30 protein-coding genes are annotated in these 22,903 nt (G+C 51.0%); 8 read left to right on the top strand and 22 right to left on the bottom strand.

The features are described from left to right. Positions 1–72 precede the first annotated feature (72 nt). Complete coding sequence (locus tag B0I18_RS20390; RefSeq protein WP_106524599.1) at positions 73–543, bottom strand: anthrone oxygenase family protein; 471 nt, start codon at positions 541–543, stop codon at positions 73–75. Positions 544–671: 128 nt separating this feature from the next. Here B0I18_RS20390 and B0I18_RS20395 point away from each other — a divergent pair, with 128 nt between their 5' ends. Then, positions 672–1,289, top strand: a complete 618-nt coding sequence (locus B0I18_RS20395; protein WP_106524600.1) for a MarR family winged helix-turn-helix transcriptional regulator — start codon at positions 672–674, stop codon at positions 1,287–1,289. 51 nt (positions 1,290–1,340) lie between these two features. Here the strand turns inward: B0I18_RS20395 and B0I18_RS20400 are convergent, their stop codons facing one another. The 5 genes from B0I18_RS20400 to B0I18_RS20420 all read right to left on the bottom strand — a co-directional run bounded on the left by B0I18_RS20400 (position 1,341) and on the right by B0I18_RS20420 (position 4,463). Next, positions 1,341–1,874 carry a GNAT family N-acetyltransferase gene (locus tag B0I18_RS20400; RefSeq protein WP_245882128.1) on the bottom strand — a complete coding sequence of 178 codons (534 nt, stop codon included), beginning with the start codon at positions 1,872–1,874 and terminating at the stop codon, positions 1,341–1,343. A 132-nt stretch (positions 1,875–2,006) separates the two neighbouring features. Further along, complete coding sequence (locus tag B0I18_RS20405; RefSeq protein WP_106524602.1) at positions 2,007–2,696, bottom strand: hypothetical protein; 690 nt, start codon at positions 2,694–2,696, stop codon at positions 2,007–2,009. 397 nt (positions 2,697–3,093) lie between these two features. Beyond that, entirely contained in the window at positions 3,094–3,546 is a 453-nt protein-coding gene (locus B0I18_RS20410; RefSeq protein WP_106524603.1) for a DUF1569 domain-containing protein, read from the bottom strand. Continuing rightward, the gene (locus tag B0I18_RS20415; RefSeq protein ID WP_106524701.1) at positions 3,530–3,964 is read right to left on the bottom strand and encodes a VOC family protein; all 435 of its coding nucleotides are present in this window, start codon (positions 3,962–3,964) and stop codon (positions 3,530–3,532) included. The genes B0I18_RS20410 and B0I18_RS20415 overlap by 17 nt, the downstream gene beginning before the upstream one ends. 43 nt (positions 3,965–4,007) lie before the next feature. Further along, positions 4,008–4,463, bottom strand: a complete 456-nt coding sequence (locus tag B0I18_RS20420) for a helix-turn-helix domain-containing protein (protein ID WP_106524604.1) — start codon at positions 4,461–4,463, stop codon at positions 4,008–4,010. A gap of 101 nt (positions 4,464–4,564) precedes the next feature. Between B0I18_RS20420 and B0I18_RS20425 the strand changes: the two genes are divergently transcribed. Next, a complete protein-coding gene (locus B0I18_RS20425) occupies positions 4,565–5,098 on the top strand; it encodes a 2'-5' RNA ligase family protein (protein WP_106524605.1) in 534 nt (177 codons plus the stop codon). Here the strand turns inward: B0I18_RS20425 and B0I18_RS20430 are convergent, their stop codons facing one another. From B0I18_RS20430 to B0I18_RS20445, 4 genes are all read right to left on the bottom strand, one after another. Then, positions 5,099–5,452 (bottom strand): bleomycin resistance protein, encoded by a 354-nt coding sequence (locus B0I18_RS20430; protein WP_106524606.1) that lies wholly within the window; start codon positions 5,450–5,452, stop codon positions 5,099–5,101. A 36-nt stretch (positions 5,453–5,488) separates the two neighbouring features. Then, on the bottom strand, positions 5,489–6,577 hold the full coding sequence (locus B0I18_RS20435; protein ID WP_106524607.1) for a serine hydrolase domain-containing protein: 1,089 nt from the start codon (positions 6,575–6,577) through the stop codon (positions 5,489–5,491). A 112-nt stretch (positions 6,578–6,689) separates the two neighbouring features. After that, the gene (locus tag B0I18_RS20440; protein ID WP_106524608.1) at positions 6,690–7,013 is read right to left on the bottom strand and encodes a DUF7677 family protein; all 324 of its coding nucleotides are present in this window, start codon (positions 7,011–7,013) and stop codon (positions 6,690–6,692) included. A gap of 25 nt (positions 7,014–7,038) precedes the next feature. Beyond that, a complete protein-coding gene (locus B0I18_RS20445) occupies positions 7,039–7,698 on the bottom strand; it encodes an SMI1/KNR4 family protein (protein ID WP_106524609.1) in 660 nt (219 codons plus the stop codon). Between the two features lie 292 nt (positions 7,699–7,990). On the opposite strand from B0I18_RS20445, the gene B0I18_RS20455 reads away from it, so the two are divergent. Both B0I18_RS20455 and B0I18_RS20460 read left to right on the top strand, forming a co-directional pair. Beyond that, complete coding sequence (locus tag B0I18_RS20455; protein WP_106524611.1) at positions 7,991–8,425, top strand: hypothetical protein; 435 nt, start codon at positions 7,991–7,993, stop codon at positions 8,423–8,425. Between the two features lie 315 nt (positions 8,426–8,740). After that, a complete protein-coding gene (locus B0I18_RS20460) occupies positions 8,741–9,175 on the top strand; it encodes a hypothetical protein (RefSeq protein WP_146146823.1) in 435 nt (144 codons plus the stop codon). Positions 9,176–9,314: 139 nt separating this feature from the next. Here B0I18_RS20460 and B0I18_RS20465 read toward each other — a convergent pair whose 3' ends face one another. After that, positions 9,315–10,253 carry an alpha/beta fold hydrolase gene (locus B0I18_RS20465; protein WP_106524613.1) on the bottom strand — a complete coding sequence of 313 codons (939 nt, stop codon included), beginning with the start codon at positions 10,251–10,253 and terminating at the stop codon, positions 9,315–9,317. A 292-nt stretch (positions 10,254–10,545) separates the two neighbouring features. Here B0I18_RS20465 and B0I18_RS20470 point away from each other — a divergent pair, with 292 nt between their 5' ends. From B0I18_RS20470 to B0I18_RS20480, 3 genes are all read left to right on the top strand, one after another. Beyond that, on the top strand, positions 10,546–12,642 hold the full coding sequence (locus tag B0I18_RS20470; RefSeq protein WP_106524614.1) for a WG repeat-containing protein: 2,097 nt from the start codon (positions 10,546–10,548) through the stop codon (positions 12,640–12,642). 6 nt (positions 12,643–12,648) lie between these two features. After that, positions 12,649–13,350 carry a hypothetical protein gene (locus B0I18_RS20475; protein WP_106524615.1) on the top strand — a complete coding sequence of 234 codons (702 nt, stop codon included), beginning with the start codon at positions 12,649–12,651 and terminating at the stop codon, positions 13,348–13,350. A gap of 72 nt (positions 13,351–13,422) precedes the next feature. Then, positions 13,423–13,668 carry a hypothetical protein gene (locus B0I18_RS20480; RefSeq protein WP_106524616.1) on the top strand — a complete coding sequence of 82 codons (246 nt, stop codon included), beginning with the start codon at positions 13,423–13,425 and terminating at the stop codon, positions 13,666–13,668. A 285-nt stretch (positions 13,669–13,953) separates the two neighbouring features. On the opposite strand, the gene B0I18_RS20490 is transcribed toward B0I18_RS20480, so the two are convergent. From B0I18_RS20490 to B0I18_RS20525, 8 genes are all read right to left on the bottom strand, one after another. After that, the gene (locus B0I18_RS20490) at positions 13,954–15,096 is read right to left on the bottom strand and encodes an epoxide hydrolase family protein (protein ID WP_106524618.1); all 1,143 of its coding nucleotides are present in this window, start codon (positions 15,094–15,096) and stop codon (positions 13,954–13,956) included. Between the two features lie 150 nt (positions 15,097–15,246). Then, positions 15,247–16,113, bottom strand: a complete 867-nt coding sequence (locus B0I18_RS20495; RefSeq protein WP_106524619.1) for a helix-turn-helix domain-containing protein — start codon at positions 16,111–16,113, stop codon at positions 15,247–15,249. A 141-nt stretch (positions 16,114–16,254) separates the two neighbouring features. Next, a complete protein-coding gene (locus tag B0I18_RS20500) occupies positions 16,255–16,533 on the bottom strand; it encodes a hypothetical protein (RefSeq protein ID WP_106524620.1) in 279 nt (92 codons plus the stop codon). 19 nt (positions 16,534–16,552) lie between these two features. Then, complete coding sequence (locus B0I18_RS20505; protein ID WP_219906018.1) at positions 16,553–17,323, bottom strand: MBL fold metallo-hydrolase; 771 nt, start codon at positions 17,321–17,323, stop codon at positions 16,553–16,555. 57 nt (positions 17,324–17,380) lie between these two features. After that, the gene (locus tag B0I18_RS20510) at positions 17,381–18,211 is read right to left on the bottom strand and encodes a helix-turn-helix domain-containing protein (protein ID WP_181358554.1); all 831 of its coding nucleotides are present in this window, start codon (positions 18,209–18,211) and stop codon (positions 17,381–17,383) included. 171 nt (positions 18,212–18,382) lie between these two features. Further along, positions 18,383–18,781, bottom strand: coding sequence for a VOC family protein (locus B0I18_RS25380; RefSeq protein ID WP_106524622.1), 399 nt, complete (start codon positions 18,779–18,781; stop codon positions 18,383–18,385). A gap of 38 nt (positions 18,782–18,819) precedes the next feature. Next, positions 18,820–18,987 carry a hypothetical protein gene (locus B0I18_RS25160; protein WP_181358555.1) on the bottom strand — a complete coding sequence of 56 codons (168 nt, stop codon included), beginning with the start codon at positions 18,985–18,987 and terminating at the stop codon, positions 18,820–18,822. Between the two features lie 14 nt (positions 18,988–19,001). After that, positions 19,002–19,337, bottom strand: coding sequence for a hypothetical protein (locus B0I18_RS20525; RefSeq protein WP_106524624.1), 336 nt, complete (start codon positions 19,335–19,337; stop codon positions 19,002–19,004). A 69-nt stretch (positions 19,338–19,406) separates the two neighbouring features. Between B0I18_RS20525 and B0I18_RS20530 the strand changes: the two genes are divergently transcribed. After that, complete coding sequence (locus B0I18_RS20530) at positions 19,407–19,790, top strand: VOC family protein (protein ID WP_106524625.1); 384 nt, start codon at positions 19,407–19,409, stop codon at positions 19,788–19,790. Here B0I18_RS20530 and B0I18_RS20535 read toward each other — a convergent pair. From B0I18_RS20535 to B0I18_RS20545, 3 genes are read right to left on the bottom strand one after another with little or no spacing between them, the layout of a single operon-like run. Beyond that, on the bottom strand, positions 19,787–21,343 hold the full coding sequence (locus B0I18_RS20535; RefSeq protein ID WP_106524626.1) for an FAD-dependent monooxygenase: 1,557 nt from the start codon (positions 21,341–21,343) through the stop codon (positions 19,787–19,789). The genes B0I18_RS20530 and B0I18_RS20535 overlap by 4 nt on opposite strands. Before the next feature lie 40 nt (positions 21,344–21,383). Continuing rightward, positions 21,384–22,202: an AraC family transcriptional regulator gene (locus B0I18_RS20540; RefSeq protein ID WP_106524627.1), complete on the bottom strand. Its 819-nt coding sequence runs from the start codon at positions 22,200–22,202 to the stop codon at positions 21,384–21,386. A 33-nt stretch (positions 22,203–22,235) separates the two neighbouring features. After that, complete coding sequence (locus B0I18_RS20545; protein ID WP_106524628.1) at positions 22,236–22,880, bottom strand: SMI1/KNR4 family protein; 645 nt, start codon at positions 22,878–22,880, stop codon at positions 22,236–22,238. Between the last annotated feature and the right edge of the window lie 23 nt (positions 22,881–22,903).

Here is a 22,903-nt window from a genome sequence, read left to right on the forward strand (position 1 = left end):
GTAAAGGCTGCAGCCGCGGATACATTTTTTATAACCTTTTTAACGGATAGAGGAGGAGGGGCCGGGTGAAACTTATCGCTTCCGGTGTATCAACAAAGCCGGGACACTTAATAAGGCGAAACTCAGGATACTGGTCAGGGTACGGTAAGCATGGAACTGTTTCCAGGTGGCCCGCAACTCCCGCCAGTCTGCCGGGATACGGTCGCTCGTCCAGGTACGGATCTGGTTATCGATGGGCACCTCGACCAGTAAAGTAATCAGCAGGGTAACGATCATAAGGCCGAAAGCGGCCAGCAGTGCATAAAAGACCCGCCCTTGTTTGCGGTAGGCAATACAAAGTAAAAGCTGCATGACTAAGGTAAGGGGCATCAGGACGCGCATGGGGCCAGCTACGTTGTGGATAATGGTTTGCCCGATACGGATAAAATGATCGGCAGGGAAAGTGTCGAGACTACGGGTAAGGGTAAACCAGGTGCCCCAGAATACGCCGGTAACCAGCATAACCAGCACCAGGCTGCAATACCAGAGGATTGATTTTTGCATGGTATGATTTTTTATGGCCTGAGCCTGTTATACAATATTGTAAAATTATAGTATTATTCATCCAATAAACTATATAAATATAGTAAATTCGGTAAACGTGGTTATCTTTACGGTAAAGACCGCGGTATATGCATGAACTTGTAAAATTGGTAAGTCACTGGACGGAGTATGCGGCATCGCATCCCGATGCCAAAGCCGATGATTTTTGCCGGGATTACCTGGCGCATCATACAAAGGCCAAACCGGTACCCGTATCGTCCGGCGGGGATCAAGCCGGTCCTCCCGATCTCGATAGCCGTTTTATGCGGGCCGTAACGCGCACGGCTATGAGCGCCTGGACCTATATGCGTACCGCCTTAAAAGATACCACCATAAAGAGTCTCGAGCATTTTACCCTGCTGGCGGCCTTGCGTGTACAGGGGGAAAGCCGGAAGAGCGCTATTATTCATTATGCCATGATGGAATTTTCGACCGGCATCGTGATCCTGAACCGCCTGGTAGCACAGCGTTTTGTACACGAACGTATCGATCCTGGCGATAAGCGCAGCCGCCTGTTACGGATTACGCCCAAAGGCGAAAAGGCCCTGCAGGAGGCCTTTAAGAAAAATGCTTCGGTGCGCCGGGTACTACTAGAAGGGGTACAAGATGCAGATAAAGAGGCGGTGGTGCACATACTCGACCCCATTCATCTCGAACATGCGACCAGGTCGGTAGAGGGCAGGGCCAAGGGTTCCGAAATGATGTAAGTAAAGCGGGTGTGTTTTCTTCCCCCCAAACGCCCTCATGGCTTTCAAATCCTACTGAAAAAAGGCTTCGGGGTATACTACCATACCACTTACCCCGTCCAGGACTCCGGGTTGCAGGGCAAGTATCATGCAGTTTTCATCCGGCGCCTCGAAGGGTAACCTGATGTTATACGTGCTGGCTCTTTCATAACCGAAACGGGGATAATAGGTTTCATGCCCCAATAAAACGATGGAGCTATATCCCAGCTCCCGGGCAATACGGTGTGCTTCCTGTATCAGCGCAGCGCCGATGCCTTTACCCTGGAAGGCCGGCAAAACCGCTACGGGCGCCAAGGCTAACGAGCCGGTAAGGGTATCGCCGTTGCTGATGTGGATCGGCGTCAGGAGAATATAACCGGTTATTTGTTGACCGGTTGCTGCAACGAGCGACAGTTCCGGCACAAAAGCTTCCGTCTGCCGCAAACGTTCTACCAGGAATTGTTCGCGATGATCGCTCATTACTTCTTCCGCAAAGGCCTGGCGGATAAGCTCAGAAACGGCCTGGTAATTGGCCGCAGTTTCCTGCCTTATATTGATTTCCATCATGCAAATGTAATAAGGCCTTCCTGAAGTGGCAAAACCTTTCAAACCGTTATCTGGAGCCTGCTATAAAAAAATACCGGCAGATCAATAAGGCGATCTGCCGGTTATACTTCCATCCGGTGTTGCTGTTCCCGGTTAATTGCTCAGGTGCGGGTAGGCCGCGTACAACTTGTCCTTAAAATAACTGCCCATCAGTTTGAATTTACCCATGGTATCCATGGCATTTTTTTCATAGGCCAGTACGGAATCGGGATAACGTTCCAGGGTGTCGAAATAGATCAGATCAACCTTTTTACCCTCGATGTCGAGGTTTAGCTTATGGGTATTACGGCCGGCTACAGAACCCATACGGGCTACTTTTTCTGTATGGCTCAGGCTTCCGACTGCTGCGGTCATCAGGCGGCCACGGTCGAATACCAGGTGCTCTTTGACCTGACCTTCCTCGAAAAAGATATAATGCAGGTCTTCGCCACTCAATACGAGGTAGGCGGCATGATCGGCCTCGCTGTACCTGGCCTTAACCCCTACAGCTGCCCAGGCCAGCGTCTTAACGGCTGTACCCGCTGCGGCTTTGGCTTTGTCGGACAACGAAGTGATATACGCACATTGTGTAATAGCGTGTACGGGCGCGCCCTGCATTTGTTTGTCGATGGCGGCAAACCTGCCCGAAAGTAATTCGGTCATGAATTGGGGCGCCTGGTTATATATGTGCGGATCGTTGTATTTGCCCATCGATTCTTTCCGCTTTCTGTTCATGAAATAGATGTAAACGAAGGAGCCGCCGAAGAGTACGGCAATGATAACGAGAACAGGTACAGGAGGCATAGTGGTTTGTGGTTTATACTGGGTTAAAGGTGCCTTGCAAGGATGATCCTGTCTTCGTCTTCATCATCGTCCTTATGCAGCGCATACCCGGTACAACAGTTTCATGGGCCGAAGATAGATCCATACAAAAGAACGTTATACAGACGGGAGCTGCGCCGGATAATTGATATCCGCGGCTATTGGTATTAAATCTGAACCGGGGAAATGAATATTTGAGGGGGAGGTGTTAGATGTTAGATGTTAGATGTTAGATGTCATCCTGAGCATAGCGAAGGATCTCATCCCATAGCTGGCTTTATTGGAGTGATCGTATTAGAGGACCGTCGTCATCCTGAGCGAAGCGAAGGAGCTCACTAGTTAGCCGGCTTTATTAGCGTGCTACCACCCACATCTCCCGCTATACCCCGAATTGCCTTAAATGATGATCGAAGTGTTTATAAACAAAAATCCCGATCTGCTCTTTCGACATTTTGCCAAAAAAGTCATGTATAAAACGCTCGTTGGCAAAATGCCTGAAGCCGTCGATATGCTGCAGCCACTTTGTTTGTTCTGCTGCCACATCGCCTTCCCGTTCTGTTGCCAGGAAAGCCTTACCCGCGGGCATATTGCGGCCGATAGGCCGGTCGTCTTTGGTATTGCTGCGCAGGGCCATTTTACCAAAAATTTTACCCAGCAAGGTTTGCCTATAAGTTGGAGCGCCGATGCCCAGTACCCACTCGCTCCAGGTATTGCAATGGCGCAGCATGCGGTAGGCGTTCATCTTGCCCCAACGCGCTTTGCTATCTGCCGACAGCAAAGCGACCCTGGCTGCGAGCTCCTGCCGGGGACCGGGATCAAACACCGTTTTCATGGCTGAAATTATTTAAGGGTTGGAGGGAGAAATAATTACCGGAATCATCCTTGAATAAGGCTTCGGTGCCATAAAACTCTTTGGTAGGCGGTTTGATAAACTCGACGCCTTTGGCCTTCAGCTCCTCGTAGGTGGCGAATATATCGTTGCAGGTAAGCACGCCGCAACCGAATACACCCTGGCGGATCAGCGCGATCAAGGCCTCAGCCGTTTCTTTAGGAAACATTTTGCTCACTTTTACCGGGAAAAGCACCAGCTGCAGATCAGGTTGTTCGGGTGGGGAAACGGTAAGCCAGCGGGTTTCGGGACCCATAGGAATATCGTCTACCAGGGTAAAGCCAAGTTTGTTGATGTAGAAATCGTAGGCGCTGTCCTGGTCGATCACATGGATATTGGTAACGGTCATTCGGGTAATCATGATCTTTCGTTTTTTGGTTACGGAAGTAAAATTACCAAATGCTTTACCGGTCTGTTTCTTCAAAATTGCTATTTTCCAGCCAGCCATGCTGGTAGGCATAACAACCCGGTACAAATGCCAGCGGTTTATGTGCTATCTGTTGCTGCTGCTCCTGGTGCGCTTCGGCATAAGCAGATGCCGGTTGGCCCACCATACGCCGGAATAAGCCACTGAACGAACTCAGGCTATCGAAACCCACCAAGAAACAGGCATCGGATACGGTCTTACCGGCTTTCAGCAATTGTTTGGCCTTCTCAATACGCACTGCTTTAAGGTATTGATGCGGTGTTTTGCCATAAACTGATTTGAAGAGCCGTATAAAATGGAATTTCGAAAAATAGGCCTCGTCGGCAATATTGTCCAGGTCGATCTTATCGGCGTAATGATTGTCGATAAAGAGTTTGGCCTGTACGACACGCCGGTAGAGGTATACCCTGGGATAATCGAATTCCTGTTGCATGCCGGGATCATTTATGGTACTGGATGACCTCAACAAATTTCGGGATTTAAAGTTATAATTGCCGTTAAACCTTTGTGCAGGGCCTCTAAACGGAAAATACCATGATGCAGCAATATTCTATAGTTCTGTCACCACCGGAACCGGTATTGGAGCAGGTCAAACAATGGAAGCGAAGTTTGCGTGCCGCTATAGGCTGCTGGTACAAAAGTGTGAATGCCCTGGCGCATATCACCTTTAATGAATTCAAAGCCGGGGAAGAACGGCTGGCCGTATGGAAGGCTTACCTGGCAGCATTTACAGCTATGCAACATACCCTGTACTTACGCTTCGGTAGTACGGGCTCGTTTGCCAACGGCGCCTTTTACCTGGCGCCCGATGCAGCTTCGGAATCGGTATTGATCGCGATGATGAAGGATTTTCATGCCCGGGCCCCGGAGCGGGCATCGGTTACCATAACGACACCGCACATGACTATCGGCAGGGGGCTTGATGCCGGGCAACTGGCTATAGCGAAGACGCTGATCCCGGCCGCCGATATCCGTTTTACCTGCGAAGACCTGGTGCTGCGCCGGTTTAATCCCGACCGTAAACAATACGACATCTATAAACGGTTCTCATTCGGTCTCAACCGGTAATCACATACTTTGGCCAAAGGTCAGCAGGTTATTATCCGGGTCCAGTGCAGCGCATTCCCTTTGTCCCCAGGGTTTGGTATGCAGGTGCCCGGCAGGATGTACGATGTTTTGCTCCGACAGCTCGCGGTATATTTTTTCGATATCATCTGTCCGGATATAGACCTGGCCATAGTTTTCGGCCGGATCCAGGGCTTTGAACCCGAAAAAGTGTAACTGTACGCCTTCTCTTTCCAACATTAAATAGCCTTCGTAACTGTTGGGCCCCACTTCGTTGAACCCGAGGCGGTCGCGGTAGAAGGCCAGGGTTGCCGCCTTGTCGCGCATAGGCAATTTGGGATGTACGGTTTGCAGCATAGTAAAGTATTTTTCAGTTCATGATATAACCCGGGATTATTGTCCCAGGTAGGCGCTGAGCACCTTTTCCCGCATGGTGTTCAGGTATTCAAGGCTTTTGGTATTGGATAAAATAAACAAGGCGATATCCTTATCGACGAGGTGTACCCAGTTGGCGCTATGGCCGTAACCATCGCCCTGGCGTTCGGCAAAACGTGTATTGATCTTGCCAAATGTTTTAGGATATACCCAGAAGCCCAGGGCGACATCGCCCAATTGCGGGTAGGCAGTCAGCATCGTGTCTACCGTGGCCTGCTTTAATATTTTATGTCCGAACAGGGCCTGGTCGAAGCGTAACAGGTCGCGGGGCGTGGCATACATGGCCCCTGCGGCGTACAGGTTATCGATATAGACATTGGTGGGCATGTATACTCCCTTTCCTGGCGGGTCCCTTTCACTATACCCTTCGTCGATATTTTTTATAATATCCTCGTGGTGCAGGAAGCCGGTATGCTGCAATTGCAAGGGCTTTAGGATCTGCTCGTCCAGTACTTTTTCATAAGGTTTACCGTAAATTTTTTCGATGATCTTACCCAGCAATATAAAGTCGCCGTTGTTGTAATTGAACTTTGTTCCCGGCGTATCGATAAGAGGTTCGGATAAAAAGGTGGTGATAAAACTGTCGAGATCCCATATCGTATTATCATAGGCCTGGTGGATCAATTCGGGCGAACTGATATCCTTATTGGCACGGCCGCTGCTATAGGTCAGCAGGTTCCGGATGGTTACCTTGCGGGCGGCTTCCCCTTTGTATTCGGGGTAATAAGCGGCGATAACCGAATCCAGGCTGATTTTGCCCTGTTCGTACAACTGCAAGATCAATACGGTTGTAAATGTCTTGGTCAGGGAGAAGATATGAAAAACCGTCTGTTCGGAGTAGGGGATATCATAATGACGATTGGCGATACCGATATATTTCAGGTAGTCGATCTTGCCTTTGCGGGCTATAAGTACAACACCGTTGAAGTTGTCGTTTTTCGCACAGGCCTCCACAACCTGCCCGGCCCTGGCCGGTTGCGCCCATACGGGATGAAAGATCGGTAACAGGAGCACGAAGAGGAGCAAGGTCCTGGTCGCATGGCGCATGATTGTAATTTTTGTCAAATGTAGGCTTTATTGTAAAAGCCGGACCTGGTTCCCCAAAAATGCAACATGCATTTTGTCGAAACAGAGGTGGGGTTGTGGCATTTATAATGCATTAGTAGAGGCGGGTCTCCCATTCTTCAAACCCTGGAACGACGGTATACTCTTCCCCTTCTTCGCAGCATACCGCCCTGATCAACTGGGCCGCCCGTTTCATCGCATGCGTATGGTTCAATACTTTACCGGTTGCATCCATTGTTATGTTGTTTATAAAAATGGTGTAGGCCATTTCTACCAGACTGGCTTCATCTTTCAGCATTTCCCGGTAATCGATACCTTTCAGCAGGTTATCGTCGCCGATAACATAGGGTAGCGTACCGTTGGTATAATAGTAGACAAAGTGCCGCAATGCACTTTTAAAATCGTCGGATAATTGCATCCCGTAAAGATAGGTGTAGACGGGTTTATTCCAGTGCCCTGATCTGTTGTTCCAGCAAGCGTTTCGCTTGCAGGTATGCTTTAAGGTCCAGCAAGCCCTGTGCTTTATCCTGTTGCAACTGCTGCAATTGTTTTTTGAGTTGCTGTAACGGGCTGACGGTCATTGCAGACGCGGGGTATAACCGGTCCAGTTCCTCTTCGATATTGGTGTTGTGCTGCAATACCTCGTCCAGGCTATGCCCGAGCAGTACCTGGCTCTCATAACTGATATCGCCCGAGCTTACGGCCACGATGCGGGTATCATCGATGTTCCTGAAGTCGCAGGCATAAAATTTACCCCCGCCGTTAAGTGCTACCGGTAATAAAAAGGGCGCCCATTTAAAGAAACCATATGCAAAGTAATAGTACCGGATTTCCTGTTGTGAAAAATAGCCAAACTCCCTTTCCCCGTTTATGATGGTACCGCCATTGGCATACTGCAGCAATTCCAGGAGTTCGGCGGGTAAAGCGAGACCGGGCGGCGGCTTCAGAAAACCAGGATCTGCTTCGACCTCCGGATGCAGCTTTACGATATCGGGATATAGCGCATGTTCATCGGGTGTAAGCGGCCGGGTGTAATAATCCGCGGGCGGTAGGGTAGCAAGCCCCTCCTGCTTATAGAAAAAAGCATACTTATGGTACCACATGGTCCGGTTGGTATTAAACCTGCAAAATAAGCTTATTAATGGTTTGTGGCGATCATGGCATATCGCTGCTGTATGCCGGCAAAGGGCTGTACGATAATACCAGCAACCGGTTCAGCCGATCGGCTTTTTTAACCCGGCATTTATTGGTTTCGCTGCAAGCAGACCTTCGTTTGAACAGCAATAAAATATTAAACAGCTTTCGTATACAAATTAAAGCCTTTCCTGAAAAAGCGCAGCTACAGTAGCAAAAGCCGGTCTATTTTCGGCGCCCAAACATAAAACCCAAGACAATATGAAGAAGTTATTAGCCGCACTGGCGCTGGTTGCCGGCGCCTCCAGCGCAAACGCTGGCCTGTTTATCACCAACAATGCCGGTTGTGACCTGGGCGTACAGCTTACCGCACATGATGTAAACCATCCTGCCGCCTGTTCCTATTATGTATTTGTAGAAATACCCAGGAATACCGCACGCGCTTACAATAATGTTACTGAATTGAATAACGGCTGGCAGCTTAACCAGACCGGTATCCCTAACTATGCCAACATGACGGCAACAGGCTCGGGTTGGGATGCAGCCTGGGTGTATAGCTCCCCTTATTTTATCGGCAACCCCGGTACCTGCGCTGCTGCAACGACCCTGTCCTATACCGACAATTGGGGCTGTACCTATAACGCCAGCTGGACCAACCTGGGCGGTAATAATGTACTGCTTGAGCTTAATCCTTAAGCCGGACGGCTTCGTCACCGGGGCATAACGCCAGGCGAAAGAAAGCCTGTCTTTCCAGGATAAACAAGCCGGTGGTCCGTTACCACCGGCTTGTTTGTATTTTGCTTAGCGGCCGGTGGAACCTGGCAATATTCAATTCTTCCAGCTGCGGTATTGTAAAAGCGGTTGCGCAAAACTATAGGCGCACCGGGTATTGGCGCAGGAGGTGAAATATTAAACAGCTTTCGTATACAAATTAAAGCCGTTCCTGAAAAAGTTCGTTATAGTAAAAAAAGCAGGCATATTTTCGGCATCCAAACACAAAACCAAAAAAACATGAAGAAGTTATTTACTGCATTGGCATTGATTGCCGGCGCTTCCAGCGCGAACGCGGGCCTGTTTATCACCAACAATGCCGGTTGTGACCTTGCGTTACAGCTTACCGCACACGATGTAAACCATCCTGCTGCCTGCTCCTACTATGTATTTGTGGAAATTCCCATGGGAACGGCACGCGCTTACAATAATGTTACCGAACTGAATAATGGCTGGAGTCTGAACCAGACCGGTACCCCTAACTATGCCAACATGACGGCAACAGGCTCGGGTTGGGATGCAGCCTGGATCTTCCAGGCCCCTTACTTTATCGGTAATGCCGGAACCTGTGCTGCCGGAACATCCATCTCTTATACAGATCCTTTCGGTTGCAGCTATAACGCTACCTGGACCAACCTGGGCGGTAATAATGTGCTGATCGTGGTTAATCCATAAACCGGTAACAGAAACGCGTTTTTTATAGGAATAAGCCGGTGGCCTGTGCCGCCGGCTTATTTTATTTGATGTAAGTATATTGCTGCGTAAACTTTGAAGAACAGGCCGGAAGCAACACGGCAGTGTATAAACTGGTTACTTAAAACATAGGTGGTTTGGTGCTCAGGTCCGAATCCAGGAAATCTTCGATCATCGGGATCAGCCAGTTGTTGTGTAGCATCATACCGATATGCGTGGTGCCGGGTAGTATGGCCAGGCGCGATTGGGGCATACCATGCAGGTCGCCCATCTTACCGCCGCCCTTAGCCTTAAACAGTTCGATGGCATGTTCGTAACGCACCCCGTCGGCATCGCCGATCACCATAAACAGCGGTGCTTTGATCTGTTTTACGGCGGCGGTCCAGTCATAAGGTTGGAGATCGATACTCATTACCTTTTTAATAAAGTCGGGAAAACGTGCCGGGTCATTACCCAGGCTATCGTATTGTTGCTCGATGGGCGTACCCTTAAGCATATCGGCATTCATAGCGCCGAAACTGGCTTCCACATCGGGCCACCAGCCATTATGGGCATAGGTGCCGGAGAGGATAATGAGCCTGCGTAATTGTCCGGGGTGCCGTATGGCAAACTGGAAAGCCACACCGCCACCCATACTATAACCCAGTATATCGGCGCTATCGATCTTCAGGTGTTGCAGCAGTCCGGACACGTCATCGGCCATACCTTCGTAGCTCATCGGGCGGTCGGTGTCCCGTGTACGGCCATGAGCCTGCATTTCAGCCACGATCACTTTACGGTGAGGCGCCAGGAGCGGGATGATATGCGACCAATTGAGCGGTATGGTCATAAAAGAGCCATGTATTAATACCAGGGGCTTACCCTGGCCATAGACCTCGTAATACATCTTAAGACCGTTGACTTCGGCATAACCGCTTTCGCCGGGCTTAAGGCTTGCCTTAGCGGCTGTGTCTGTAGTTACAGTACCCTTATCTTTTTGCCTGGGCGCCTGTTGCTGGCAGGATACGCCCAAAGCGATTGCAAGGACCAGGGCGATACGGGAAAGAAGGTGCTTATGCATAGTTGGTTTGTTTTGTAGGATACAAAAGTCGGTAATGACTTGCCGGGGCCGGCTGTGTGTATACAACAATTATGGGGGCCGAATGCGACAAACATAGCTTGCAACCACAAAAAAGGCCCGATATGCCGCGTTTTTACGGCTTATAAGAACAGATAATAAAAACAGGCAGCCCGGCCGGCAGGGCTGTCTTATATTTGAGCCGGATTCGTACTGTTACCTCCTCGTACAGAACAACGGCATAACCGGCAAAGTAAGTATACCAGCGGTATGCCTTTTAAAAAGCAGATCTATTATGACCTTAAGAAGATTACTACCTGTACTGTTACTGCCCCTGTATATAGGCGCCTGCTCCGGGAAAAATGCACAGGCTACTGCCGGCAAAGCGGAGTATATAAATTCCCTCAAAGACCTCTCCCATAAAGAGCTGCAGCAGCGGCTGAAAAGCGAGATCGCCTTTATGAACGCACTCAGGGATAGCGCCCGGGGCGTAACGCTTTATCTCAGTTTTTCGATATCCGGTTCCTCGGGCAACGGCGAAAGCGGCGTGAAGATAGATACGGCTGCACGTTTTCAATTACCGGCGGCAACAGCGATCGTCCCTGAATTTGCAAGCCTGAAAAGCGGTATCATAGCCGAACAGCGGTATGCCCTGCCGCAATCCGGCTTCGAATTTTCCCCCGATCGCCGTATGGAAGTGATCGAAAGCGACGAGATCAGTTACAGGATCGATAAAGTATATACCGGCGGCCGCGAACTGCAGCCACAGCAACTTAAGCTGCAGCGCGCCGACAGTCTTTTCTTACAGGCGTCTTATCGCTACCCAACCGCCTACGATACGTTGGTGATCCGTAAATCGGATAAGGACTCGGTGCGTTACGGCAATTTCAGCATCGGGATCTCGGCCATAACAGGTAATGAAGCGACCCTGGAACTACCGGTTGCTTTTAATCAGCAACTGATCGGTTACCAGGCCAGTAATGCGCAGGGCGTGCTGATGAAACCAACCAGCTATTCCTCCATGCCCATAACCGGCGTGGCTTCGGGTGTGATCGCAGAAATAGATGCTTTTCGCGAGGCACTGAAGCAGGCATTGGAACAAACCAGTAAGGAAGCGGCGCTCGCCGAGATCGGGAAGATACCGGAACATGCTTTTACCAGCCGTAACCGGGTACAGGAACTCCTGAAATCGGTGCAGGAAATCGATAAGCAGGAAGAAGCTGATTTGCCGTTTAAGCAATTGGTACAAGTCATCCGGCAATTCAAAGAGCGCTACAAGGACCTGCTCGGGCCCAGGGAACAAAACCTGGAACTGAAGTTCCAGGGCGATATCGACCGCATCTACCTGTTTGTCGCCACCCGCTACGATTCTTTTTCACAAGGGCTTATGGCCGTTAACGCCTACCAGCAGAAGGGCAATAATATATTTGAGGACAAGACTACAGGTAAATATGGTATTATAGATGCCGCTTCCAATATTATCATACCGGCCCGGTACAACCGCCTGGACAAACACGATGAACTGTATTTTACGGAAAGGGTAGATACCAACGAGATCACCTGGTACCTCAACAGCAAAGAAAAGAAGCTGGAGCAGATAGCAGATGGAAAAAAGGTAAGCAAGCAGCTCGATAAGGACCTGGTCGTATTTTCGGATAAGGCAGCATATGAAGGCGTATTGCGCAACAATAAAGAGGAAGTCGTACCCTTTAAATATGATAACATTACACTGGCCGGCGATGTGCTGGTAGCCGAAGGCAGTAAGCGGGGGCGGAGCTTTTACGAATTTTATACCACGGCGGGCAAGAAGATCGACGCCGGACCGGTAAAAAAAGCAATCACAGAAAGAGGCTGCAATAACATCATACTGGTGACACCCGGTAATAAGTACGGCATCATGAATGGCAAAGGACAAGTGAGTACGCAACCGAGGTATGAACGGATCGAGTTTATAACCGATTACATTACGACCCTCGCCGTCTACTTTGAAACACAGGGCAACGGCAATACAGTATATGGTATCATCGATGCGGAGGGTAAGGCAATCACACCCGCCAACCTGGACTATATCGGTGACCTCAAAGAAGACATGATTGTCTTCAGATCCACCGGTAGTCCTGAAAAACGGTATGGTTATCTCAATAGTAAAGGCCAGGTACAGGTGCCGCCTCGTTTCGACAGGGCCGGCGACTTTATACAAGGCCAGGCCCTGGTGTCGCTCAATAACCGTTTGTGCCTGGTGGATAAAAAAGGCAATACCGTATTTACTTTCCCCGGCGATGTGGCCAATGCGGAAGTTTCTGTCTTAGACCCGAAAACGGATCCGCATGGCGCCGGATACGAGATCAACGGTAAATTGTACACCCCTAAAGGCGAGCTCATTAAAAAATAAATTATTATGCAAAAGATATTCCTGCTCTTTTTTGTTTCCCTTGCGTTCTCTTCCTGCAGCCAGCAACCGCAGTACGGCAAGAACCCTTTGCTCCTGGACCAGTTCAATTTCAAACTGGATGTCGGTTCTTTTTATAAAGATGAAAGTATCTTCCGCGGCAAATCCGATTTTTCGGTTTCTGCAAGCGAGATCAGTTACGCCTATAAAGATCACCAAACGACCTTTATCCAATATGCTACCCGTTCGATGAGCCAGGACCGTATCCTGGCAAAGTATGGCGCTATGAACTTCGAATCGCTGGGTATGGTTACCGACAGTGCCGATGAAAAGGTGTTACTGGTAAGCGCAGGTACGGATTACGCAACAGCCGCCCAGGTGGAAGAACTGCTCAAAAAGCTTCAGAAAGCCTATGGGCAGGCTACCTTGAGCACGACCTCCTCTGTACACCTGGAGCAGGTACGGATCCGTTTCCAGGCCGAGGGTAAGGTGATAAAACTGACCCTCGACGATATTGGTACACAGATCGTGGATTCGGAAGAACAGGCGCCTGACCCGCTGCCCTTTGGTGCGAAATATGAGGCGAAGGTCGTCGATGCCATCAGAAAAAAGAAAGACGGTATCCACGTAATGCTGTTTGTCGTTACACCGATGTTTGATGAAGTGCTGCAGGAGGCCCGCAGTTTTACCGGCGATCTTACGCGTTATTAAAGGTGCAACAGTATTCAACAGGACAATATTTAAAATGAATATTTGTCTTATATTTGAATTAAAGTATGCAAAATGAATAAATTAATCTTTACCCTTACGATATTGGCCTGGGTGTTTGCCACAGCCTGCGACAAGGGAAGCCCGGTTGTACAACCGGATGATGACCCGCTTCCCGACTCCTTCTGGGCCGGTAAGGGATACAAATATGTTTTCTATCCGCCGATGTACCCTGGATTGAAAAGAACAGATGAACTGGCTTTCGTCAGTGATTCAGCCTTCCTGCAAACCGAGTGGATTATATCAATGGCGATTCATTAGTGGAGCAACATTATTATTTTTTCCGGTTCGACAGGCGCAGTAATTACATCGTCATCACTTCAAATAAATATCCTCCGTCCCTGTCCAGTAACTTGTTGCGGTACGCCGGCGACTCGATCATCAGCATCACTATGTTTAATAATGATACCATAGAGCTCGACAACCCTTATTTACGGATCAAATAACCCGGCTTTTTACCCCGGCAATAACAGTTAGCGGTACCGGCATAAATCATACGGCTTATAGCGGGCCCCGGAGGGCCGCCGCTATAAGCCGTTATCTTTTTTAAAGACTGTAAAAGAAACTCCGCAGTTCGCCGGCCCAGTCGGCAGGTACTTCGAGCGCTGCGAAATGCCCGCCCTTCTTCATTTTGGTAAAGCGTTGTACATTAACCATCCGGTTGGCCCATTCGATAGGCGCCGGGGCCTCGGCAGGAAATATACTGACGCCCGTGGGCACACCTACATATTGCATAGAAGGCGAAGGTGCTCCGGACCAGGCTGCATGCGCATTTTCCAGGTAAGTCCGTACGGAAGTATTGATGGTCTGCGTTACCCAATAGATCATGATATTGGTAAGCAATTCGTCTTTGCTGAAACAGTTTTCGATATGATTATCGTTATCGCTCCAGGTATTGAATTTTTCGAGTATCCAGGCGGCGAGGCCCACCGGCGAGTCGTTCAGGCCGTAACCCAGGGTTTGCGGTTTGGTAGCCTGGATCATATTGTAAGCGCCTTCGGTATACCACCATTGTTGTATAAACCTGCCGAACTCCTGTTCCGGCGCCGACATACTGGCCCAGTCTTCCTGGCCCGTCGGATAACCTACATCGGTAAGGTGTATTGCGCTTACCTGCTCCGGGTGCTGGTTGGCCAGCGATTTGGTAATGATCGCACCGATATCGCCACCGGCTGCCAGGTAGGTATCGTAACCCAGTACTTCGGTCATAAGCTTTGCCCAGAGCGCGGCCACCTGGTCGGTATTCATGGCCACCCGGTCGGAGAAGCCAAAACCCGGTACAGAAGGGATCACCAGGTCGAACGACTGGTCGGCATCGCCGCCATAACTAGCCGGGTCGGTAAGCATCGGGATCACTTTATAAAACCGGTAAAAGCTATCGGGCCAGCCATGGGTAAGCAATAGCGGCCTGGGGTTGCTGCCTTTGCCTTTTATATGGATAAAATGAATACCGGTACCATCGATCTCGGTTTTATAATGCGGTAAGGTATTCAGCATGGCCTCCTGCTTGCGCCAGTCGTAATGCTCCAGCCAGTAAGCCGCCAGTTCTTTAAGATAGGCAGGGTTGGTACCATAGTTCCAGCCTGCATTGGCGGGCTCGTCGGTCCAGCGTGTTCTTTGCAGGCGTTCCTGCAGGTCTTCCAATACGGCCTGGCCGATCTCGATTTTAAAGGAGCTTACGTTTTTCATGTTTTGCGTTTTTAAAGGATGAAATGATGATTGTTGAAGAGTATGCCTGAAGCATTCAACACTACAAAAATGCAAACAATCACCCGGTGCAAACAGGTATAAACGTCGGGGGAAATGGTACTTTTTTCGGTTTAACAAAACCTGCAACTTCTATAACTTTTTATAGGCGGCCGGGGTAAGTCCTTCCCACTTTTTAAATGCTTTAATAAAGTATGAGCCATCTTCATAACCCAATGTATATGCTATTTCCTGTACAGACATCGTAGTCTGGCGCAGCAGGCTCTTAGCTTCCATGGCTATATATTCGTCGATCAGCATTTTAGCCGGTTTGCCCAGTTGCGCCTGTAATACCTCGCTCAGGTATTTGGGACTGATATGCAGGTGGGCAGCATAAAAGCCGACATCTTTCTGTGTTGCAAAATGTTTGGCCAGCAACTGCCGGAAGGTGGCCGCAACCTGGCCCTGGTGGCTGCCTTCGGCAGGCATATGTTGCCCTTGCAGGTTATGGTACTTTTTAACCAGCACCAGCAAAGCATACACCAGGCCGGTTATGATATCCTGGTCGCCGTTAAAGGTTTTAATGGTCCGGAAGAGTGTGCCCATCTCTGCTACCGCTTGCTCGTCCAGGGGAATGACATGGTTGCCACCCGGCATAAAAAAGGGGAGTGACTTCAGGAAAGAAGCCCGCAGGGAATTGGCAAACAGCTCTTCGGTAAAATAGATGGTATCGTGGTCGGCGGTATAGTCGCCCATCCAGTGAGATACGATACCCGGGCCGATGGTGGTGAGGCAACCCGCGCCGACGGCATAATCGGTGCTGCCGATCTTAAACAGCTCGGGGATGCCGGTATAGGTAAGCCCGATGCCATAGGTAAAGGTGCGAAAGGGAAACCGTACCCTGGCGTCTTTGTAAGTATGCTTATCGGCCAGCAGGTAGGGCACGCTCATATACTGGCGTTGCTGTTCTTTAAGGTACTCGAACAGGTTAAAGGATTTAAGATTCAGTTTTTTGAGCATAACGATACGGGGCTTATCCCTATGTCTCAAAAATATAAAAAATTATACCCATACTATCCTGCGCCGGCGGCTGTTCTTATTTTTAACAACATATATTGTATTTACCCGGTTGTGCTTTGTCCTTGCAAGCCGTAGTCCTTGCTACAAGCCGGTTCCGGGCAGTATAATTTTTTCCAGGGCGGCCTTGAAGCGGTCCTGGTCTTCGAATACCTGGTCGGGCAGTACATCAAAAGGTGAGGTCTCACCGGTGACCTCACTCAGGCCCATGCGGGTACCGTCGAGTTGTACCACATAGAACCGGTCCCCGATCCATATATCAATCATTACCGCCCCCGAGGGGAAATGCTCCACCTCGTGCCTCAGCTGTGCCTGTTGCAGCCGGTTTACGATATAGGCTACCAAACCTGTGTTGTTGTTCATAATTGGTTATAGAAGCGTGTTATTTTTTTGCATAAGGGATAAACTCAGCCGGATCATGATACCCGAAAAGTGAAAGTTCGGGGTGTTTACGCACCAGGTCCCTGATGCGGCCGAGGGTCGTTATTCTTAAGGCATTATCATCGGCCCGCATGGCCGCCAGCTGGCCCACCGGGTGGTTTTCATCATCGAGCTCGGCCCGCAGGTAATAGGCATCGGCTACGTACAGCAACCAGGCATCATCGATGCGTAAGGCAATACCGCAATGCCCCAGGGTATGCCCGAAAAGCGGGATCAGGTATATTTCCGTATCGAGCCCGGCCTCGATCCTGCGGGCTTCAAACCCAAACCAATCGCATACAGCAGGCGGATAAACGACCAGCTCCGGTTGATGCGCAAGCGGTATTGCAAGATAACGAGGATTGCCTGCATGGAAGTTATCCAGCTCCTCGCTGCCCAGGTGCACCCTGGCCTTTGGAAAGTCGGGCAGTCCGCCGGTATGATCGTTGTCCAGGTGAGAGATGATGCAATCGGTAACCCGCGCCGGATCGAGCCCCAGTCCTTCGATCTGTCTTATGGCGGTATTGCGTTCGTCAAAGCGGTAACCTACTGCATCGATCAATGGCTTACCGATTCTTTCCTGTGGGTTTTGGGTATCCAGCAGGCCTATGCCGGTATCGATAAGGACAAGCCTGTCGTGTTCCTGCAGCAACAGGCAATGGCCGCAAACCGGGCTCTGGTCCGGTAATACGATATCGACACAGTTCAGGTGACGGAGTATGGGTTTCATCATTTTTTTAGCAAAATAAGAACATGCCGGCCTTCTGAAATAGAACGCTGGCGACATGGCTCAACGCGTTTCCACGATGCGCAGGGTATCGCTTTTTTGCAGGGATAAGAATAGGGGTATATTGGCCTTCCTGAAAGCGCCGGGGCTGCACCCGGAGAAGTGTTTAAACTCCCGGTTAAAATGGGATTGGTCGGCATACCCCAGTTGATAGGCGATATCGCTTAACTTTTCATAATGCCCGCTGCGCAGGTTATACAGCGCTTTCTGGAACCGGGCAATCCGCATATACGTCTCGGGGCAAACACCTGTTCCGGCCCGGAACCTGCGCTGGAACTGCCGCCTGGAAATAGCGAAATGACGGGGCAGGGAAGCGGCATGGGTTTCGCTGGCATCCTGTAACAGCAGCCTGATCCCTTCATCCACCATGCGATCCTCCCGCGCCCGGGGCAGTTTTTCGATCAGTGCCCGGCTGAACAGTTGGCATACCTGTTGCGGGCCGGAAGCGTTGAGCAGGCTGTCTCCGAACGATTGGGGAAAAAGGTGCGCGGTATCCAGTAAGCTATCGGTGAGCTGGGATGCATCAAGGGCAAACAGTTGTTTAAAGGCCGCAGGTTGCAGGCTTACACCGAAAATAAAGTAACTGTCGCTTGCGTAATTGGTACAGGGACCCTGGCTCTTTTGTCCATAGACAAAGGAAACGGGGAGTGGCGTGCCGTCTGCCTGGCAGAGCGCTGAGCGGCCTTGTGCATGTTGAAAAATAATGCCCGGAGCGCCATCGGCCATCACCTGGTAACTGCGCTGCACCCGGTTTTGGACCGGAACGGAAGCGTACCAGAATGCCCTTACAAAGGGCCTGAGCTGCTCCTGCGGGGTAAGGGTTACGATATCCATACCAGCGAAGATAAGCACAACCCGCCGGACCGGACAGCCTGGTTGCACCAACAGCAACCCTTCCCCGACTTTCTTTAATTTATATCCCGGGGGAAAAGATTGCATTAAAACGGCCTGCGGGCGATATACCGGCAGACCGTTTAGCATGTCCATAAGATTTAAGGCAAGACTTTATTCTGCGTCTTTACCGGCTTCGTCCTTGGGTTCCCAAAGCTCGATGATATTGCCTTCCGGATCGAGTATGTGTACGAACTTGCCATAATCGTATTCTGCAATCTCGTCCACAACGGTTACGTTGTCCTTTTTCAGCTGTTCCACCAGGGCCACGATATCGGCCACACGATAGTTGATCATAAAAGGTTTGACAGAGGGGTTGAAATACTTGGTGTCCTGGGGAAAGGCGCACCAGGCGGTGGTTCCCGTCTTCGACGGATCGCTGGCCTGCCGCCATTCAAAGGTGGCGCCATAGTCGCTGGTAGCCAGCCCGAGGTTTTGAGCATACCACTCGTTCATTGCTTTGGGGTTGTCACTTTTAAAAAACACGCCGCCGAGGCCGGTTACTTTTTCCATATAGTTTGTTTTTGCGCTAATAGATTTTCGTTGTTGTTTCAGGGTATATCATACCCAGGATGATCGCTGCCATAAAGCAATGCCGTTCCTTCCTGTTGTGCAGCAAGACGGGGTAATGCCGTGCTGAATTTATCGACGGCGGCCGGCTCTGTAAGCAGTTCAAGTTTCACCAGGTCTTTCTCCTCCGGTCTGAAATCCGTATTCACGTTCTGTTCCAGGCTTATTTCCACCCGATAGATCCGGCCGGGTGTACCAGGTAAAACTTCAGGCCGCAGAAAGCATAACCCGCTTTAAGACCTGCTTCATAAACCAATACCTGCTCTTTGCCCGGGAATGCAGCCAGTCCCTCAGCAAGATGATATAATGATCCCTCAGTGTCGTATACTTCCGTATAACCCGTGTAGCGGCCATTTGAGGCGCTTACCGCAAGCTCAAGCATATCCGCGTCTTTCCAGCTGACCTGTAGTTTAAAGAAGGATCCTGGTCCGTAAAGGCTCATATCGTCGTGTGCATTTATACCAACAAGGCCGGTGTATGCGCTATCTTTGCAGGCCATAGCCAATGCTGTTCCGGGCCGTATTTTTTTTGCTGCCGGGTAAAAGTAAGCGATAATCTTAACATAAATATGAACCCAGCCAATCCCGTACTCTTTTTCGAAATCCCGGTAAGCGACCTGGACCGGGCCGAACATTTTTATCAACAGGTATTCGGCTATGATTTTGAACGGGAAACGATAGACGGTTACGAAATGTCCTTCTTCCCCTTTAATGATTGCGCCAACGGTATATCCGGTGCACTGGCCAAAGGCGACGTCTATCAACCCACACGCGATGGCGTGATCGTCTATTTCCGGACGGAGCAGCTTGACCAGACCCTGGAAAACGTGGTTGCCCAAAACGGGCGTATCCTGTATCCCAGCACCTTCAATGAAAAATATAAATTCTGGGTGGCCGAGTTTGAAGACAGCGAAGGCAACCGGATCGCGGTACAGCAGCTGTCCGCAGACTAATGCCCGGTACCGTTGTCCGGCATAAACCAGGTACCAAGCGCCTTTTCCAGCGCGGCCAGGTCTGTATCCCCATCGCAAGCCCAGGCTACCATTCCATCGGGACGCACCAGCAGCGCGCTTACCTCCTGCCGGTCGGCCGCTTTGCCGGGTATATACTGTAAGGCTTGGCTGTAGCGGGTTACAAGGCTTTGCAGCGCCGGGTTGACTTCGAAATCCAGCAATAGTCCCCGGCCCGATTGCAGGTAGCTGCCGGCATGGGCTCCGTGCTCCAATGTAAATGCCGGCATGCTGTAACCGGTAAGCGGGTGTGCGCCTTCCAGTTTATAATGCATATCGATACCCCATATCCGGCCGGCCACATAGGTAGCGCCATCGCAGGTATCGAGCAGGTCGCCTACGATCGCATACAGGGCACGGGCCGCGGCTGTGGGTTGCATCAGCGCTACCTGCGCCCTTGACCAGTCCAGCACAGCTGCGCCGATAGGATGCCGCTCGGTATCATAACTATCCAGCAGGTGTTCCGGCGCCCGGCCCCCGATGACTGCCGCCAGCTTCCAGCCCAGGTTTATAGCATCGCCCAGGCCCAGGTTGAGTCCCTGGCCACCCAAGGGGGAATGGATATGGGCGGCATCGCCGGCCAGCAATACACGGCCCTTGCGATAAGCGGTCGCCTGCCGGGCACGGTCGGTCCAGCTTGTAGCGACTTGCAGGTCGGTAACGGTAACGTCCGTGCCCGATACGCGGCGTAATACTTCCTGGATATGTGCGCGCGTAACCGGCAATCCCGAACTATGGAAAGCCCCGCCGTCGAAATCCTGGATCATGATATAACCCGGTTGCGATTGCAGGTACATGCCCCTGGCTGTCACATTACGACCGGGTTTCAGCAGGCTGGCATCGTCGAGTTCCATGCGTGTAGAGTAACCGGTAAACTCCGGTTCCGTACCGGCAAAGGTAAAACCACCCGCTTTGCGTACGATACTCCGGCTGCCGTCGCAGCCTACCAGCCATTGCGCCTTAAAAGCCTGGTCGCTACAGTACACCTGTACTTCAGCGTTGGCCTGTTCGAAGCCGGTAAGCGCCTGTCCGTATTGTATCTCTACGCCCAGTTCGAGGGCGCGACGGGTAAATACGGTTTCCAGTTCGTCGATGGAGGAGATAAGGCTGGATGGCGTAGCGCCCGGCAGGCGCCGGGTCCAGCGGCTGCTGTCCACATGGCCTTCTGTAATAGGTATACCGGCAAAATGCCCCACCTGGCGCTGCGCGCCCTGTTTGGCGTTTTGATGCGGGTTCTTCATTTGTTGGTGCAGCTGTAATTCGCCGAGCAGGTTGCGGCGGTATAAAGCTTCGATGGTAGGGGCGGAGAGACCGCGTATCCCGAATGGGAGTTGTTTTAAGGGGGCAGGAGCCTGGTCAGCCTTTTCAAGTACCAGTACGGTGCACTGCGCCAGTGCCAGTTCGCAGGCCAGGAAGAGGCCTACCGGGCCTGCGCCGGCGATGATCACATCGTAAGCGGTAGTTGGCTTTAACCCGTTTGCAGTTATTGCGTTCATGTCGAATGATTGAACTGCAAAATTCAGTGATGCTATTGGCTCAGGCTTGTACAAACGCGACAAAATCGTGGCCGGCCAGGGGCCTGGTCTGTCTAGCCTTGCGCGCAAAGGCCGCAGGAGTAGTGCCGCTATATCGCTTAAACTCGCGGCTCAGGTGAGATTGATCAGTATAACCCAATTCCTCGGCAAGGCCCGCCAGGTTGGTCTGCGGATAATGCCACAGGCGGTTACGCGCCTGTTCGAATCGCATCAGGCCCGATACATCTTTAACGGTATGTCCCGACGATTGTTTGAAATTCCTTTCCAGGGTGCGGACGGTCGCATGCGCTGCCGCTGCAACACCGCTTACCGGCAGGTTGCCACCCGCATGCTGCATAGCTACACCGGCTTTGTGCAACATACTGTCGATTGCAACTTTTGCGCGGGCATCGAGGAAGAACTGTTGCAACAGGTTAATGGCCGTATCGATATCGCCGGTATCGATGCATTGCTGTAATGCAGGCTGGAGTTGGGCTACAGGATGTTCGAACACCTGCACGCTGTCTTTGCCCGAAGGTAGTTCCAGCAGGTCGAACACCGTCCAGGGGTAACAACGTACCGCCAGGATCTCGAGGTACTGTGTGGCGCGGAAAACTTCGGGCTGGTTCAGGAGGCCCACCATAAAGGGTGAAGGCAGCGCCGCTACCGTGTTCCCGCTAACCCGGCTGCAACCCTTGCCGAAATGAAAAATAATTTCGGCATACCCATCCGGCATCACGTCGAAGTTGGTGGGTTGCGGACCAAAGTCCCGTTTGTCGTACCAAAAGCACCGGATGGCGTCCCGGAGTGCTTCGGCGGGTTCAAATTCGCGGTGCAGCATAGGTTAAAGTTAGTTTGTTTTGTGCAGCCCGGCTTATGCACCGGCCAGGTTCAACTGGTTTAAAGACTGGTCCAGCCATAATTCATACCAGTCGGGAAACCGGAGCGGTTCCTGGTTACCCATTTCGCGGGAGGGATAGATACCGTAATCGCTGCTGCGGTCGTCGGCCCAGACATAACCCTGCTGCGGACCTGTTACTACCAGGTGCATACTTACGCCGCAACCAAAATTGCAGATCGCTATTGTGCCGTTCATCCACGCAATATCGTAATAGTCCTTTTCGAAAACCTGGTACTGCCGCCTATATGCTTCTGGGTCTACGGCCTCATCGGCAGTGGCAACAAACTCCGGGTTCCAGGCCTGTGTATGCACAAAGGGCAGGGAGGGATGGAGCAGCGGCGCTTCGGCTCTGTAGTCCAGGTCGCTGAAAAGCCCGTTTTCCATGCGTTCCAGCCCATAGTAAGGTCCGGCGCCACCATTACCCAATGTTGTAATAAACAAGACATAGTCTTCCGGGAGCTGCAGGTTATAACGGCTTTCGAACTGTTTTACGGAAGCCAGGGGCAAGGGATCGTTAAGGCGGTAATGGTGCGCCGATGCGCCAAAAACACGGAAGCCCCGGTCCTGCTCCCGCAACCGGGTTAACTTTTCGCGGATACGTTTTAGTTGCTCAGTCATAGTCGTTATCGGCTTGAGGCCAG

It is taken from the genome of Taibaiella chishuiensis (genome assembly GCF_003014535.1).
Classification (GTDB): Bacteria; Bacteroidota; Bacteroidia; order Chitinophagales; family Chitinophagaceae; genus Taibaiella; species Taibaiella chishuiensis.